Below are 13,204 nucleotides of genomic sequence, written 5' to 3' on the forward strand. Positions count from 1 at the left end.
CTGCTACGGCAACCCAGAAGACTCACGGTCGGCGTTGCCAGCGCCCGTTTCAGGCTGGTGCGCCGGTTTCCACCAGGCTGCCGTCGGCGAGGCGAAGCCACCGGTTCACGCCGATGTTCGCGAGGAACAGCTCGTCGTGACTCACCACCACGAACGCGCCTTCGTAGGCGTTGAGCGCACTTTCGAGTTGCCCGACGCTCACCAGGTCGAGGTTGTTGGTCGGTTCGTCGAGCAGCAGGAGTTGGGGGGCCGGTTCGGCGAAAAGGACGCAGGCCAGGGTCGCGCGCAGCCGCTCGCCACCGGAGAGCACCCCGACCGGGAGATGCACGCGGGTGCTGCGGAACAGGAATCGGGCGAGCAAGTGCATCCGCTGCGACTCCGGCATTTCCGGCGCGAAGGCGACCAGGTTCGCCAGCACCGTGCGGTCGAGGTCCAGCAGGTCCAGCCGTTGCGAGAGGTAGGCGATACGGCCATCGGCGCGTTTCGTGCTGCCGCCCTCCAGATCGCCGTTGATCACGCTCAGCAGCGTGGACTTCCCGGCGCCGTTGGGCCCGGTCAGCGCAATCCGCTCGGGCCCCCGGATCGCCAGGTCGATGCCTTCGCCAGCGAAGAGGTCTCGCTCCCCGCGGCGGATCCGCATCCCTTCGCCGAGGAAGACCGTGCGGCCGGCCGGAACGTTGGTCCCGGGCAGCTGCAGCGCGATCCGCTGCTCATCGCGCAACGCACGTTCGGCCTCGTCGAGCCGCGCCTTGGCCTCGTTGAGCCGCGCTGCGTGCGTCTCGTCGGCCTTCCCCGCCGACTCCTGGGCGCGTCGCTTCCGCGCCCCGGCGAGGATCTTCGGCAGCCCAGCGCTCTCGATGTTGCGGGCGGCGTTGCTGGCCCGGCGCTGCGCCCGCTCGCGGGCCTGCTGCATCTCCCGCTGCTCGCGCTTGACCTCTTGCTCCGCGCTGCGGATGTTCTTCTCCGCGACCTCTCGCTCTGCGCGCACGGTCTCCTCGTACACCGTGAAGTTTCCGCCGTAGTACCGGATCTCGCCCTGGTCCAGTTCGGCGATGCGGTCCATGCGGTCGAGCAGCGTCCGGTCGTGGCTGACCAGCAGCAGGCAGCCCTGCCAGTCTTCGAGCACGCCGTAGAGCTTGCGGCGCGCGTCGACGTCGAGGTTGTTGGTCGGTTCGTCGAGCAGCAGCACGTCGGGCCGCTTCAGCAGCTGTGCCGCCAGGCCGAGGGAGACGACCTGGCCGCCGCTGAGGGTGTGCAGGCGCCGGGTCAAGGAGACGTCCCCGAGGCCAAGCCGTTCCAGCTGGGCGCGGGTGCGTTCCTCGATGTCCCAGTCGTTGCCGACCACGGCGAAGTTCTCCTCGCTCGCATCCCCGGACTCAATGGCGGCGAGAGCCCGGAGCACCGGCGCGATGCCCAGGAGCTCGGCCACGGTCGGATCGCCGTCCAAGGGCAAGCTCTGCGGAAGGTAGCCGAGGACACCTTCGACGGACGCGGAACCGCCGGTGGGCCGGTACTCGCCGGCGATCAGCTTCAGCAGCGTGCTCTTGCCCGCGCCGTTCGGCGCCACGAGGCCGGTGCGGCCGCCAGCGACGGTGAAGGAGAGGTCCTGGAAGACCGGCGTGTCGTCCGGCCAGGAGAAGGACAAGTTGGAGCAAGTGATGAACGCATCGGACATGTGTGAGAGTCCTCGTGGGTGATGCGGGCGCACCAAGTGGCCCGGAGGAGAACGGTGGAACGACTACATGGCCACGACCGCAGCGCGCACGAGCGCCTGCAGGTGGCAGATCACGTCCGGGTATCACCCGGAGATGTCGTCGTCACCAACCATGTCTGATCTCCCTCACTCGCAATCCACTCCACCGTAGCAACAGGGCTCCGGGCGGTGCCACCAGGTTTTGCGGATCGCTGCCCAGCCGGGGACGCCCGGGCGGTGCCGAAGTGGACGGCGAGCCGACATCAAGCAGCAACCGGCTGGCTGTCCACTTCAGACATCGAGCTGGCGGAGGCGCGGTCAAACCCTTGCATAGCGCGGGTTTCGAGCGCGTCGGCGGCCGGTGGCCACTCCACCCGCCGGGGGCCCAGCCAAATCTCATCGGCCCCCAGAAGAAGTTGACCTTGGCGCTCGACGAACAGCCACGATCCGTCCGGCTGGCGCCAGGTCAGGGCGTGGTACCAGCCGGCCCCGACGTGCGGTTCGCCTTTGACGACGCCACGGTTGGTCCAGCCAGGTCTCGCCTTCGGCGTCGTCGCCGTCGTCGATCGAGATGGTTTCGTTGGCGCTTAAGTGCCACCAGGCCGTCAGCGCCCCTTCCTGGAGTCCGGCGAAGAACCCCCTCAGCTCGTCCCGCCCGCGCGCCGTGGACAGCGCGACGAAGACGCCGTCGGGGGTGAACAAGGCGGCGAGTTCGTCCCACGGCCGTCGTCCACGTACTGGAGTTGGACGTAGATGCCGATCGCGGCCAGCGCCAGCCCGGACAGCAACGGGATCCGCCAGCCCCAGCTCTCGAACGCGCCGTCGGACAACGTCCAGGTCAGCACGAGGAACATGCCGTTGCAGCGGCGCGTGCTCGACCAGCAGCAGTGCCGCGCCGCCCCGCTGCGCATCGACGCCGAGGCCCAACACGAGGCGGAACACCATCAGCAGCACCGGTGCCCAGATGCCGATCGAGGCCTAGCCCGGGAGGGTACCGATGGCGGACGTCACGGCGCCCATGACCAACCATCGAACCGACCAGCGGCGGCTTGCGGCCGAAGCAGTCCCCGATGTGCCCGGCGATCACCCAGCGGTCGCGCGAGGAACCGACCGAGAAGGTGACGAACGAAGCGAGCGTGCCAGCGATGGTCAACCGGATGCCCACCACATCCGGTACGAACGGTTCGAAGATCCGCGCCCGCGACCCTCCGCGATTGGCCTCGGCAGCACCACGAGGCGAAGACCGCGCCTGGACCTGGGAGTGCGTTGAATCCCCGAGACGGGAAGGCATCGGCGGCGGTCGCGCTGCGTCCGCCGCCTACCGGGTGTTCCATTGTTGGTCGGGGTCCACCCACCGCTCGCGGAGCCGAATGCCGATTCAGGTACTGGTCGGCACCCGATCTCCTGAAAGGAGCCTCATGCTTCGAGAGGACTGGCCGACACCCGAGGAAGGCCTCGTCATCACGCATTTCCTCACCGTGCGCGACGTCGCCCGCTCACGGGAGTTCTACGCCGACATCTTCGGCGGGCGGGTCGTGCTGGAGGAAAACCCGGCGATCGTCAAGGTCGCCAACTCGTGGATCATCATGAACCCGGGTGGCGGTCCCACTCCCGACAAACCAGACGTCGTCCTGGAGCCACCGGATCGGCCCACCACGGTGTCGGCCTTCATGAACGTGCGCGTGGCCGACATCGCCGCCTTCCACTCCGAGGCGCGCCGGAAGGGCGCCGAGTTCCTCACCGAACCCATCGACCGCAAGGCCGAGATCCGCTGCTACCTGCGCGATCCCGACGGTTACCTGATCGAGGTCGGCCAGGCCACTGGGATGCTCGAAGGGATCTTCGCCGACCGGCCGGCGGATTCGGGACGCTGACCCGACCGGCCGCTGCTGGACAACGCCTCGCCCGGCAGCGGCCGGCTGGGACATTCCGGTGGCCGGGCCGGAGTGCCGGCAATCCCGGTCTCGGTGTGGGCCAGCGCCCACCTGCTCCTGCCTGGCCCCGGCCTGGTCGATCACGGTCACATCGTGCGATCCGGTGGCCCAGTCCCATTCCGCGAACACGCGCGCGGTGCTCCTTCTGCACTGGAGAAGGACCCGCTCGGTCGTGAGGACGCCCACCGGAAGCTCATTAATCGGCCCTCGACCAGGTCGGGCATGCTCCCCGGTCAAGCGGCCTCGGCTCGGTGGGCTGGCAATACTCATGCCGACCGTCCAGCGGCTCGCGAATCAGGCCATGCACCTACCGGGACCGAGTGGTCAACTCTATCCGTTCGGGCTGCAACAGGGATGGTGGCCTAATGAGCATGCTCGCGGTCGCTCCGGTGCTGACCTGGACCGTTTTCGTCGCGCCGGGCCAGCTGTGAGATCGGTGGGGCCTGTCTGCTCGGCGGGCAGGCTCGCCGGTCGGCGCTGGATGTGATGCCGGCATGAGCGAGGGCATGCGGACCGCATTTCCGGCCTTTCGCGTGTCCGAAGGAGTGGCCTAAGCGCAGCCCGCTGGCGGCGGCGAACTCGCGCCCAAGCCCAAGATGCCGAAGATCATGGTGCGACGCGCGCTCCGGACACTGTGGACGGCTGGCTGGATTCGCCCGGAAGGCACGGAAGTCACCCGCTGGGTGCTGACCACGAGAGCACTCCACATCGAACAGCGCGTCATCGCGGACATCGGCGTGCACGACGTCTCCACCGCGATCATGCACGAACTCCGCCGCAAGAATGACGAAACCGTGCACCTCATGGCGCGCGAGGGCGACGAAGCTCGCCGCGCGCCTCACCGCGAACCAGCGCCCGTGCCATACCATGCCATGCCATGCCATGCCGATACTCCAGATCCCGCTGCGGAGCAGGCCACCGGACGTACCCACCAACGCCGTCGGGTGTTCCACCGACAACAGAGCCCGTGCGAGCGGCATGATCACCAGCGATCTGTGCCGCGTGACGGCACAGCTGACGCCTGGCGGCACGGCCTTGGGGTCAAGGTCGCACCCGTTCAAGGGCACGAATCACTTGCTCGACCTTGAACTGCGAGAACTCGCCCCGTACAGCCGGGGAGATGCGCGGTGTCGACGCGCCGTTGGCCGAACGCGGAAGCAGAACCAGGTTGTCAGCCGTGCCGGGACAACCAGTCGACCGTGAATTCGTGCTCGGCCGCCAGGAGGCTTTGCACCTCACCCGCGAAGAGGTCTTCCAGTTTGCCACCGAGCAGCGGGATGCCCACCTTCACATCGCCCTCTACGACGAACTCGCACCCCGCCGGCGGCAAGTCCCGCAGCCGCTGCGAAGCCGTGATCGCCTGCGGCACGGTCAACGCACCCGCCGTCACTTCGCCCGCGTAACTACCATCGGCCTCACGACGCCAGATCTCCCTGCGGTCGATCGAGAGGTCCCCGCCGACGACTGCGCGTGCTACCGAGGGGATCACCTCGGCGCGCACGCCCTGCCGGATCCGGAACCGCGCGCCGGTTTCGGTTGCCTCGTGCTCGACCAGCTCGTTGTCACCGCCGAGCACTCGCAGCCGCTCGCGGAGGCAGTCGGGGCCGGTCAGCGCTGCGAACACCCGAGCGGTGGGCCACTCGTAGGTGGTCCGGTACTCGATCCTGCGCGTCATGCAGAGGAGGTTACCGCCGATTTCAGAACGCTGCGGTTATAAACCAGTGTCGCGGGGGCGACCGGTTCGCGTCACCTCCGTGACCTCGGACCCCCACCCTCGCCAACTTGCCCGAGCTGCCCACCGGTGGATTACCTCCGGGGCGGCCCCGCGTTGCCCGAGCCACGTCGGATCCAGCGCACAATTGTCCTTATTGGACGATTTCGCGCGCCGTGGTGTCGTGCAGCGGGTCGCAACCGTCCAACGTGGGCCTAGTGCGGCCGAGTGCGTCGAGTTGGATTAATTCGGTGGCGTGGCGCGGGAAAACCGTAGATCATTGCTGCGTCAAGGTCACCGAGAGGCAGGAAGAACGATGTACGCGGCAGTTGAAGGTGCGAGGGTGCCGATCCGGATGTGGGCTGACCCTCAGTCGGTCGAAGACGCCGCCATGCGCCAATTGCACAACGTCGCCAACCTGCCGTGGGTGCACGGACTCGCCGTGATGCCGGACGTGCACTACGGCAAGGGCGCCACCGTCGGCAGCGTGATCGCCATGCGCAACGCCGTGTCCCCGGCGGCGGTCGGCGTCGACATCGGGTGCGGGATGAGCGCCGTGCGAACGTCCCTGACCGCTGCCGACCTGCCGGACGACCTGCGCGTGCTGCGCGGCCGGATCGAATCGGCCGTGCCGGTCGGCTTCGCCATGCACCGCACCCCGGTGAACCCGTCGCGCGTACCCGGGCTGGGCGGCTGGCAGGACTTCTGGTCCGTCTTCGGGGAACTGCACCCGGGCGTGCAGAACCTCCAGGACCGGGCGCGGGCGCAGATCGGCAGCCTCGGCGGCGGCAACCACTTCATCGAGGTCTGCCTGGAGCAGGACGGCCCGGACGCCGACCGCGTGTGGCTGATGCTGCACTCCGGTTCCCGCGGGATCGGCAACGAGCTGGCGAAGCGGCACATCGACATCGCGCGGCGCCTCCCGCACAACGCGGACCTGCCGGACTCGGACCTCGCGGTGTTCGTCGCGGGCACGCCGGAGATGCAGGCCTACCGCCGGGACCTGTTCTGGGCGCAGGACTACGCGGCGCGCAACCGCGCCACGATGCTGGCCTTGGTGCAGCGGGCGCTAGCCGAAACGGTGCCGGGGACCAGGTTCGACACGCCGATCTCGTGCCACCACAACTACGTGGCCGAGGAGAGCTACGACGGGGTCGAGGTGCTCGTCACCCGCAAGGGCGCGATCCGGGCGGGCGCGGGTGATCTCGGCATCATCCCGGGCAGCATGGGCACCGGTTCGTACATCGTGCGCGGCCTCGGCAACGAGCGGTCGTTCCAGTCCGCCTCGCACGGCGCCGGCCGGCGAATGTCGCGGAACAAGGCCCGCAAGACCTTCACGGCCGCTGACCTGGAAGCGCAGACGGCCGGCGTGGAGTGCCGCAAGGATGCCGGCGTGGTCGACGAGATCCCGGCCGCTTACAAGGACATCGATTCGGTGATCGCCGCGCAAACCGACCTGGTCGAGGTGGTGACCCACCTGAAGCAGGTCGTCTGCGTCAAGGGGTGAACGCCGGGTGCCTCGGTGGTCCGACCGCCGAGGCACCCGGGCCAACCGGCAGAACGAAGCACAGGTCTTCCCCGGTCGTGCCGACGGCAAAGACTGCGCCGTGAAACCTGGACTGCCGCCCAATCTGCCCGATTGACGGCCGTTCGACCACCCGAAGACCACCGCTAAGTTCGGCCCCAACGCGGCGCTTTCGAGTGGCTCGGGTGGCGGCGAGCTGGTCTGATCGCAGGATGGATGTGGCTGCGAATCCGGTTGCTGCGGCTCGGTGGGACTGGCGTTCGGTGATTTGCTGGGCGCTTTGGGGCTGGGGATCATCGGCGTTCAACACCGTGATCCTCACCTTCGTGTTCACCGTGTACCTGACGGGCTCGGTGGCGAGCGACCCGCAGACCGGGTCCAAAGCGCTCGGTGTCACGCTCACCATCGCCGGAGCGTGCATCGCGCTGATCGCGCCGGTGACCGGGCAGCGCAGCGATGCCGGCGGACGGCGCAAGCGGTGGCTGGCGCTGCACACCGCCCTCGTAGTGGTCAGCACGGCCGGGCTGTACTTCGTCCAGGACGTTCCGTCCTCCCTGCTGCTGGGCCTCGTGCTGGTCGCCGTCGGCAGCGTGTTCGTGGAGTTCGCGGGCGTGAACTACAACGCGATGCTGCTCCAGGTCTCGACGCCGGCGACGATCGGCCGAATCTCGGGATTCGGCTGGGCGATGGGCTACTTCGGGGGTCTCGTCGCACTGGCGATCGTCCTGTTCGGGTTCGTGCAACCCGAAATCGGTCTGTTCGGCGTGACCTCTGAGGACGGACTCAACATCCGCGTCGTCGCGCTGTTCGCGGCCACGTGGTTCGCACTCTTCGCGCTGCCATTGCTCATCTTCGTTCCCGAGGCCCCGTCGCCTGCGGATCAAGTCCAGCGGTCCTTCCTGACCGGGTACCTCGTGCTGGGCAAACGGCTGGCCTGTATGTGGCGCACCGACCGGAGCACGTTGGGATACCTGGCGGCCAGCGCGATCTACCGGGATGGGCTGGCCGCGATCTTCACCTTCGGCGGCGTGATCGCGGCGGGCACCTTCGGCTTCAGCCCCGGCGAGGTGGTGGTCTTCGCGATCGCGGCGAACCTGATCGCCGGTGCCAGCGCTTTCCTGGGTGGTCGTGCGGACGACCGGTTCGGCCCGAAGCCCATCATCGTCACGTCGCTGTTCGGCCTTGTCGTGGTGGGCAGTTCGTTGGTGGTGCTACCCGACAAGGCCGCTTTCTGGGTGTGCGGGCTACTTCTGGCGGGCTTCCTGGGACCCACGGAATCGGCCAGCCGGACCTTCCTCGCCCGCATTGCGCCGCCGGGGCGGGAAGGCGAAACATTCGGCCTCTACGCCACCACCGGTCGGGCGGTGAGCTTCCTCGGACCGCTGGCCTTCAGCGGCTTCATCGCGCTGTTCGGCACCCAACGCGCAGGCATGGCCGGGATCGTCCTCATCCTGCTGATCGGCCTGCTCGCGATGATTCCGGTCCGAGCCCCCCAACGCACCGACGCGGCGACCACCGGCAGCCCGCTCTGACGGCGAGGCCGATGCTGCTTCTAGGGCCTGTTTCAGAAGTTGATCTCGGTTTGAGATGATCTTCGTGTGGGTCGAGGTGATCTGACGAACGAGCAGTGGGCGAAGATGGAACCGTTGCTGCCCAAGGGTAAGAAGTCGGGCCGCCCGCCCAAGCATCCGAAACGGCAGCTGATCAACGGTATCCGGTTCCGGGTGCGCACGGGTGTGCAGTGGCGTGACCTGCCGGAGCGATACGGCCCGTGGCAGACCGTGTATGGGCTGTTCCGGCGCTGGCAGCGCGACGGGACCTGGAAGCGAATCCTGACGCGGCTGCAAGCCCAGGCCGACGCCGAAGGCCTGATCACCTGGGATGTCAGCGTGGATTCCACTGTCGCTCGCGCGCACCAGCACGCCGCCGGTGCGCGAAAAAAGGGGCTGAACAGCGGGAACCGCCGGGCGGGGTTGACACCGAACCGGATGATCACGGAATCGGCCGGTCGCGGGGCGGGCTGACCACCAAGCTGCATATGGCCACTGAGCAGGGTCAGAAGCCGTTGTCGCTGGTGGTCACGGCGGGGCAGCGGGGTGACTCGCCGCAGTTCCAGCCGGTCTTGGAGCGGATCAGCGTGCCCCGCACTGGTCGGGGCCGGGCGCGGACACGTCCGGACCGGGTGCTGGGCGACAAGGCGTACGGTTCGCGCGCCAATCGCTCGTACCTGCGGCGACGGGGCATTCGGTGCACCATTCCCGAGAAAGCGGACCAGATCCGTCACCGCAAGAACCGAGGTTCGCGCGGTGGTCGCCGGCCGGCGTTCGACACGGAGATCTACAAGCAGCGTCATGCCGTGGAATGCGGAATCAACCGGCTCAAGCGGAACCGGGCCGTGGCCACCCGGTACGACAAACTCGCTGTCCGTTACGAGGCCACGGTGGTCATCGCGTCTATCAACGAGTGGCTCTGACATCTGAAACAGACCCTAGTAGCGGCCTTCGGTCGAGAAGTCGAGGGTGGGCGGGTGAAACTCGTCAGGTCGGTCGAACGGCAGCAGGTGCCCGGCACCGGGGATGACCTCCAACCGCCCACGAGGGGCTGCCGCAGCCGCCCGCCGCACTTTCCGTCGCCGACCAGCGGATCGTCCGCTCCCCGCAACCACAAGCCCGGAACGGCCAGCCTTCCGAGCCCTCGGCAGGAAGTCGAGCCGCATCGAAAACGGCCCGCGGGCGAGGATCTGCCAGTCGTCGAGCGCATTTTCGCGATGCCGTGCCTCGGCCTCCGCTTCGGCCCGGGCGAACTCGACGAGCCCGTCGAAGTTGTCCGTGGCCGAACCAGCGGCGAGGTTCCGCACCATCGGCCTGCGGATCGTGGTGACGGACTTGGCCATGTAGCGGCCGACGAACGCGACCCGTTGGAGCGAGCAGGTGGTCGAGGAGCTCGTCCACCAGGAGATCGGACAGCTCCTGGTCGACCATCCGCTGCCACGGCTGGCTACCGCCGCGCCGCGGCAGGTCGATCGCGTAGATGCGGTGCGTGTCGGCCAGCGCCGGGAGGACGCGGTGCCAGGTGAGCTCGACGGTGTCGAGCACCCCGCCGTGCAGGAGCAGGACCGGTTCGTTCTCCTCAGCCCCCGCGGGGTACGGCCGCATCGGTCCGCGGGCGAAGTCTAGATCGGTGGCAGTGACGAAGCCGTTCACCGGTGCTCCTCCGTATCGGCGTCGAACTGGCCGGCCATGCGCCCCAGGAGCAGCAGATGGGCGTCGTTCGCGGCGGGCGCGCCCGCATCCGGCAGCGACTCCAATCCCCGCTCGATCAAGGTGGTAACCACGTCCAGCGCCGCCGCGAGCTGGTCCCGGGTCAGTGGTCCGAGCACGGAGCTCGCCGACAGCAAGCCGATGGTGAAAGAGGAGAGGGCGATGGAGATCGCCTCCGGGGCGGCGTCGGATGCCAACGATCCGGCTTCGTGGAGGGCTTCGACGTACTCGGTGATCCAGGCGAAGCGCTGCCGGTATCGGTCGCCCCCGACGGCGGGCATGTGGGATCCGAGAACCGCCTCGTCGTCCAGGAATGCCGCGGTCAGCAGCGAATCGTCAAGCAACGCCACGATCCCCAACCGGTAGGCGGCGCTCAACCCGACCGGCGTCGACGCTTCGACGACGCGTTGGCGGACCTGGTCGACCAGACGCCGCGCGCACCGTGCGAGCAGCGCGTCCATCAGCTCGCGCTTGCTCCCGAATTCGCGGTAGATCGCTCCCTTGCCGATCCCCGCTCGGCGAGCGATCCGCTCGACGGTGACTCCGTCGAAACCGTCGCGCAGCACCAGACTTTCGGCGGCGTCGAGGATCGCGCCCACCCGGTTGGGGATCAGCGGCCGCGGCACCGGACCACACCTCCTCGTAGTGACCAGAGCGTCGATTCCGGTCACTATAGCTCGGTTATTGGCGTGCCCAGCGGGACGTGGACGGGAAAGAGTTGACCTCGTGACCATCCAGTTCCCGCTGATGAGCGCTCGCCTGCAGGTTCGCCCGTTCCGAACCGAGGACCGCACCGCGATCCACGCGGTCTACGGCGACCCCGAGGTGATGCGCTACGTCGCCTACGGCAACGCGGTCTCGACGGCGGAGAGCGCGGCGATGGTCGACGACTACATCCGGCACCAACGCATGCACGGGGCTACGCGTTCTGGGCAGTGATCGAGCGCTCGACGGACCGTCTCATCGGCGACGCCGGGTTCGAGGCGCGCGACGTCGGCGCCGAGTTCGGCTACACGCTGGCCCGCCAGTCGTGGGGTCAGGGCCTCGCCACCGAGGTCGGGCACCTCTGCCTCGCCGCGGCATTCGACCAACTCCACCTGCCGGAGCTGACGGCGGTCGTCGATCCCCGGAACCCCCGCCTCGGCGCGCGTGCTCGACAGGCTCGGATTCCGGTCACACGGCGAATGTTTCGAATACGGCAGGCCGCACCACAGATACCTGATCACCGCCGAAATCTGGCGGCACGGCCTGGCCTAGCGATCCGATTACAGACACCTTTCCGACTTTCGCCCGCCACTCCCGAGGACATCCCGGACGAATTGATCGAGAATTTCTCCGAACAATTCGATCACGGCGTCGATCATTTTTTTCAAAGTCATTTTCAGGCACCTTGAACAATTGATCTCCGAAGGCGGCAGATCACAAATGCGATCGATCTAGCTATGTGGACGATCGCCACGCCTGGAAAAATTTCGATGGTGACGATCTGTGACTGCATCCCCTGATCTCGCATCCTCGATCAACGTACAGGGGACACATGAGGCGCCGCGAACGTGTCGATCTCACCTTGAGTGAGTAGTGTTCCCAATTGGACATATCAACGGCACCACGATCGTATGATCATGCATTCCTGCGGCTGCCGACCGGAAAGACCGTGTTTACCGTTACGAATAGTCGCCTTCCGGATCTCGCGAGGCGATTTGGGGAAAATGATCTCGAATGCGGGATTCTCGCGCATTGATCAAAAGGAGGCTCGAGTGTCCTCAACGCTTGTTCGCCTTGGCGGGATTGCCGCCTTCGTGTTGGGTACTTCGATCGGTCTTGCTCCACTGGGGAGCGCCGAAGTGAATTCGGCGACACCACCGCTGGTCCGCACGGCCGACGACAAGTGCGATAAACCTGGGGTCTGCCCACCAGCGCCGCCGCTGCTGCCGTGCAACTTCGAAGAGTGCCCGCCTCCGTGCGTGGAGAACTGCCCGCCGGAGGAGGTCGCGCCTCCGATTGCACCACCAGTAGCGGTGCCACCGGCAGCGGTGCCGCCGCCAGCGGTGCCACCGGCAGCAGTGCCACCGGCAGCGGTGCCACCTGCGCAGTCGCCAGCACAGCGGCCGTCGGCTAGGCCGACATCGGCCAAGCCGCAGGTCGTCCCGACGGCCAAGCCCACCGTCCCGCCGACGCCGCAGGTCGTGCAGAAGCCGGTCGGCGCCGTTCCGGCGGGTGGCGGGGCCACGGCACAGGACGACTCTGGCGTCTCCGGCCCGCTGCTGGCAGCAGGCGGCGCGGCTGTCGTCGCCCTGGCGGCTGGTGGCGCTTACGCGCACCGACGTCGGCGTGCCGAGTCGCAGCGCTGATCCAGCCGGGATGGTGGTGTGCGCTCAGGAAGCGCACACCACCATCCCGCACGACTGCCCGCACACAGGCGGAACTCGGCGTCGCGGAAGCACGGAGGTGGAACGTGAGAGCTGCAGTTCTAGCCGTGTGGATCACCTTGCTGCTGTCCGCGGCGGTCGCGGCGGTCTTCGGCCCGGCGGGCGCGGATTCCGCACCGCCGCCGGCCGCGGCCCCCGCGCCGGTGGTACCGGCGACGTCGGTGCCGGGCGATGCCCATCCGATCGGGATCGCCATCCCGTCCATCCGGGTGGCGTCGAGCCTCGTGCCGCTGGGGTTGAACGCGGACGGTTCGGTCCAAGTTCCCCCGATCGAGACGCCCAGGCAGGCCGGTTGGTACGACGGCGGGCCGGGCGCGGGCGAGGTCGGCCCGTTCGTCGTGCTGGGCCACGTCGACTCCTACACCGAGGCCGGGGTGTTTTACGGGCTGCGCGATCTCCGCACCGGTGACCGGATCCAGGTCAAGCGCCGGGACAGGTCGCAGGTCACTTACCTGGTCGACCGCATCGAGCGGTTCCCGAAGGACAAGTTCCCCACCGACGCCGTGTACGGCGACGTGCCCCGCCCGGAGATCCGGCTGATCACGTGCGGCGGGGATTTCGACAAGTCGCGCCGCAGCTACGAGGACAACCTGATCGTGTTCGGCCACCTCGCCTGAGATCAGCGCGCTCGAGCTCACCAGGTCACGGGTGC

Annotated in this window: 16 protein-coding genes; 9 read left to right on the forward strand and 7 right to left on the reverse strand. The window is 67.8% G+C overall.

Annotation, left to right across the window (positions count from 1 at the left end; genetic code table 11):
* Positions 1 to 49: 49 nt before the first annotated feature.
* From abc-f to SSPN_RS59445, 3 genes are all read right to left on the reverse strand, one after another.
* On the reverse strand, positions 50 to 1,675 hold the full coding sequence (abc-f, locus tag SSPN_RS0107550) for a ribosomal protection-like ABC-F family protein (RefSeq protein WP_010693304.1): 1,626 nt from the start codon (positions 1,673 to 1,675) through the stop codon (positions 50 to 52).
* Between the two features lie 414 nt (positions 1,676 to 2,089).
* Positions 2,090 to 2,395, reverse strand: a complete 306-nt coding sequence (locus SSPN_RS62490) for a hypothetical protein (RefSeq protein WP_394378913.1) — start codon at positions 2,393 to 2,395, stop codon at positions 2,090 to 2,092.
* Positions 2,335 to 2,547 carry a hypothetical protein gene (locus tag SSPN_RS59445; protein ID WP_010693306.1) on the reverse strand — a complete coding sequence of 71 codons (213 nt, stop codon included), beginning with the start codon at positions 2,545 to 2,547 and terminating at the stop codon, positions 2,335 to 2,337. Before SSPN_RS59445 ends, SSPN_RS62490 begins: the two co-directional genes overlap by 61 nt.
* 564 nt (positions 2,548 to 3,111) lie before the next feature.
* Between SSPN_RS59445 and SSPN_RS0107560 the strand changes: the two genes are divergently transcribed.
* Positions 3,112 to 3,567, forward strand: coding sequence for a VOC family protein (locus tag SSPN_RS0107560; RefSeq protein ID WP_029535069.1), 456 nt, complete (start codon positions 3,112 to 3,114; stop codon positions 3,565 to 3,567).
* Between the two features lie 422 nt (positions 3,568 to 3,989).
* Here SSPN_RS0107560 and SSPN_RS54385 read toward each other — a convergent pair whose 3' ends face one another.
* Entirely contained in the window at positions 3,990 to 4,613 is a 624-nt protein-coding gene (locus tag SSPN_RS54385) for a hypothetical protein (RefSeq protein WP_143539626.1), read from the reverse strand.
* Between the two features lie 185 nt (positions 4,614 to 4,798).
* The gene (locus SSPN_RS0107570) at positions 4,799 to 5,302 is read right to left on the reverse strand and encodes a DUF2505 domain-containing protein (RefSeq protein WP_010693310.1); all 504 of its coding nucleotides are present in this window, start codon (positions 5,300 to 5,302) and stop codon (positions 4,799 to 4,801) included.
* 352 nt (positions 5,303 to 5,654) lie between these two features.
* Here SSPN_RS0107570 and SSPN_RS0107575 point away from each other — a divergent pair, with 352 nt between their 5' ends.
* From SSPN_RS0107575 to SSPN_RS50535, 3 genes are all read left to right on the forward strand, one after another.
* Positions 5,655 to 6,845, forward strand: coding sequence for an RtcB family protein (locus tag SSPN_RS0107575; protein WP_010693311.1), 1,191 nt, complete (start codon positions 5,655 to 5,657; stop codon positions 6,843 to 6,845).
* 230 nt (positions 6,846 to 7,075) lie between these two features.
* A complete protein-coding gene (locus SSPN_RS0107580) occupies positions 7,076 to 8,395 on the forward strand; it encodes an MFS transporter (protein ID WP_029535070.1) in 1,320 nt (439 codons plus the stop codon).
* Between the two features lie 66 nt (positions 8,396 to 8,461).
* Positions 8,462 to 9,336 (forward strand): IS5 family transposase gene (locus SSPN_RS50535; RefSeq protein ID WP_170121539.1). Its coding sequence is split into 2 segments (ribosomal slippage): positions 8,462 to 8,806 and positions 8,809 to 9,336, totalling 873 coding nucleotides; the frame shifts between segments, so codons are not numbered across the junction.
* Positions 9,337 to 9,351: 15 nt separating this feature from the next.
* On the opposite strand, the gene SSPN_RS58270 is transcribed toward SSPN_RS50535, so the two are convergent.
* Positions 9,352 to 9,756, reverse strand: coding sequence for an alpha/beta fold hydrolase (locus SSPN_RS58270; RefSeq protein WP_010693316.1), 405 nt, complete (start codon positions 9,754 to 9,756; stop codon positions 9,352 to 9,354).
* Between the two features lie 37 nt (positions 9,757 to 9,793).
* On the opposite strand from SSPN_RS58270, the gene SSPN_RS58275 reads away from it, so the two are divergent.
* Positions 9,794 to 10,039, forward strand: a complete 246-nt coding sequence (locus SSPN_RS58275; protein ID WP_010693318.1) for a hypothetical protein — start codon at positions 9,794 to 9,796, stop codon at positions 10,037 to 10,039.
* Positions 10,040 to 10,062: 23 nt separating this feature from the next.
* On the opposite strand, the gene SSPN_RS0107600 is transcribed toward SSPN_RS58275, so the two are convergent.
* On the reverse strand, positions 10,063 to 10,749 hold the full coding sequence (locus SSPN_RS0107600) for a TetR/AcrR family transcriptional regulator (RefSeq protein WP_010693320.1): 687 nt from the start codon (positions 10,747 to 10,749) through the stop codon (positions 10,063 to 10,065).
* A 100-nt stretch (positions 10,750 to 10,849) separates the two neighbouring features.
* Between SSPN_RS0107600 and SSPN_RS58280 the strand changes: the two genes are divergently transcribed.
* From SSPN_RS58280 to SSPN_RS56505, 4 genes are all read left to right on the forward strand, one after another.
* Positions 10,850 to 11,062, forward strand: coding sequence for a GNAT family N-acetyltransferase (locus SSPN_RS58280; protein WP_010693322.1), 213 nt, complete (start codon positions 10,850 to 10,852; stop codon positions 11,060 to 11,062).
* A complete protein-coding gene (locus tag SSPN_RS58285) occupies positions 11,059 to 11,517 on the forward strand; it encodes a GNAT family N-acetyltransferase (protein ID WP_010693324.1) in 459 nt (152 codons plus the stop codon). Before SSPN_RS58280 ends, SSPN_RS58285 begins: the two co-directional genes overlap by 4 nt.
* A gap of 450 nt (positions 11,518 to 11,967) precedes the next feature.
* Positions 11,968 to 12,474: a hypothetical protein gene (locus tag SSPN_RS56500; protein WP_158309534.1), complete on the forward strand. Its 507-nt coding sequence runs from the start codon at positions 11,968 to 11,970 to the stop codon at positions 12,472 to 12,474.
* A 104-nt stretch (positions 12,475 to 12,578) separates the two neighbouring features.
* Entirely contained in the window at positions 12,579 to 13,169 is a 591-nt protein-coding gene (locus SSPN_RS56505; RefSeq protein ID WP_029535071.1) for a class F sortase, read from the forward strand.
* The last annotated feature ends 35 nt before the right edge of the window (positions 13,170 to 13,204 follow it).

Origin of the sequence: Saccharopolyspora spinosa NRRL 18395 (assembly GCF_000194155.1) — a bacterium.
Taxonomy (GTDB): Bacteria; Actinomycetota; Actinomycetes; order Mycobacteriales; family Pseudonocardiaceae; genus Saccharopolyspora; species Saccharopolyspora spinosa.

Excerpts from the sequence above, each read along its gene's own strand:
- abc-f (WP_010693304.1), bottom strand. The coding sequence starts at position 1,675 with ATGTCCGATGCGTTCATCACTTGCTCCAACTTGTCCTTCTCCTGGCCG.
- SSPN_RS59445 (WP_010693306.1), bottom strand. The coding sequence starts at position 2,547 with ATGTTCCTCGTGCTGACCTGGACGTTGTCCGACGGCGCGTTCGAGAGC.
- SSPN_RS0107560 (WP_029535069.1), top strand. The coding sequence starts at position 3,112 with ATGCTTCGAGAGGACTGGCCGACACCCGAGGAAGGCCTCGTCATCACG.
- SSPN_RS0107570 (WP_010693310.1), bottom strand. The coding sequence starts at position 5,302 with ATGACGCGCAGGATCGAGTACCGGACCACCTACGAGTGGCCCACCGCT.
- SSPN_RS0107575 (WP_010693311.1), top strand. The coding sequence starts at position 5,655 with ATGTACGCGGCAGTTGAAGGTGCGAGGGTGCCGATCCGGATGTGGGCT.
- SSPN_RS0107580 (WP_029535070.1), top strand. The coding sequence starts at position 7,076 with ATGGATGTGGCTGCGAATCCGGTTGCTGCGGCTCGGTGGGACTGGCGT.
- SSPN_RS58270 (WP_010693316.1), bottom strand. The coding sequence starts at position 9,756 with ATGGCCAAGTCCGTCACCACGATCCGCAGGCCGATGGTGCGGAACCTC.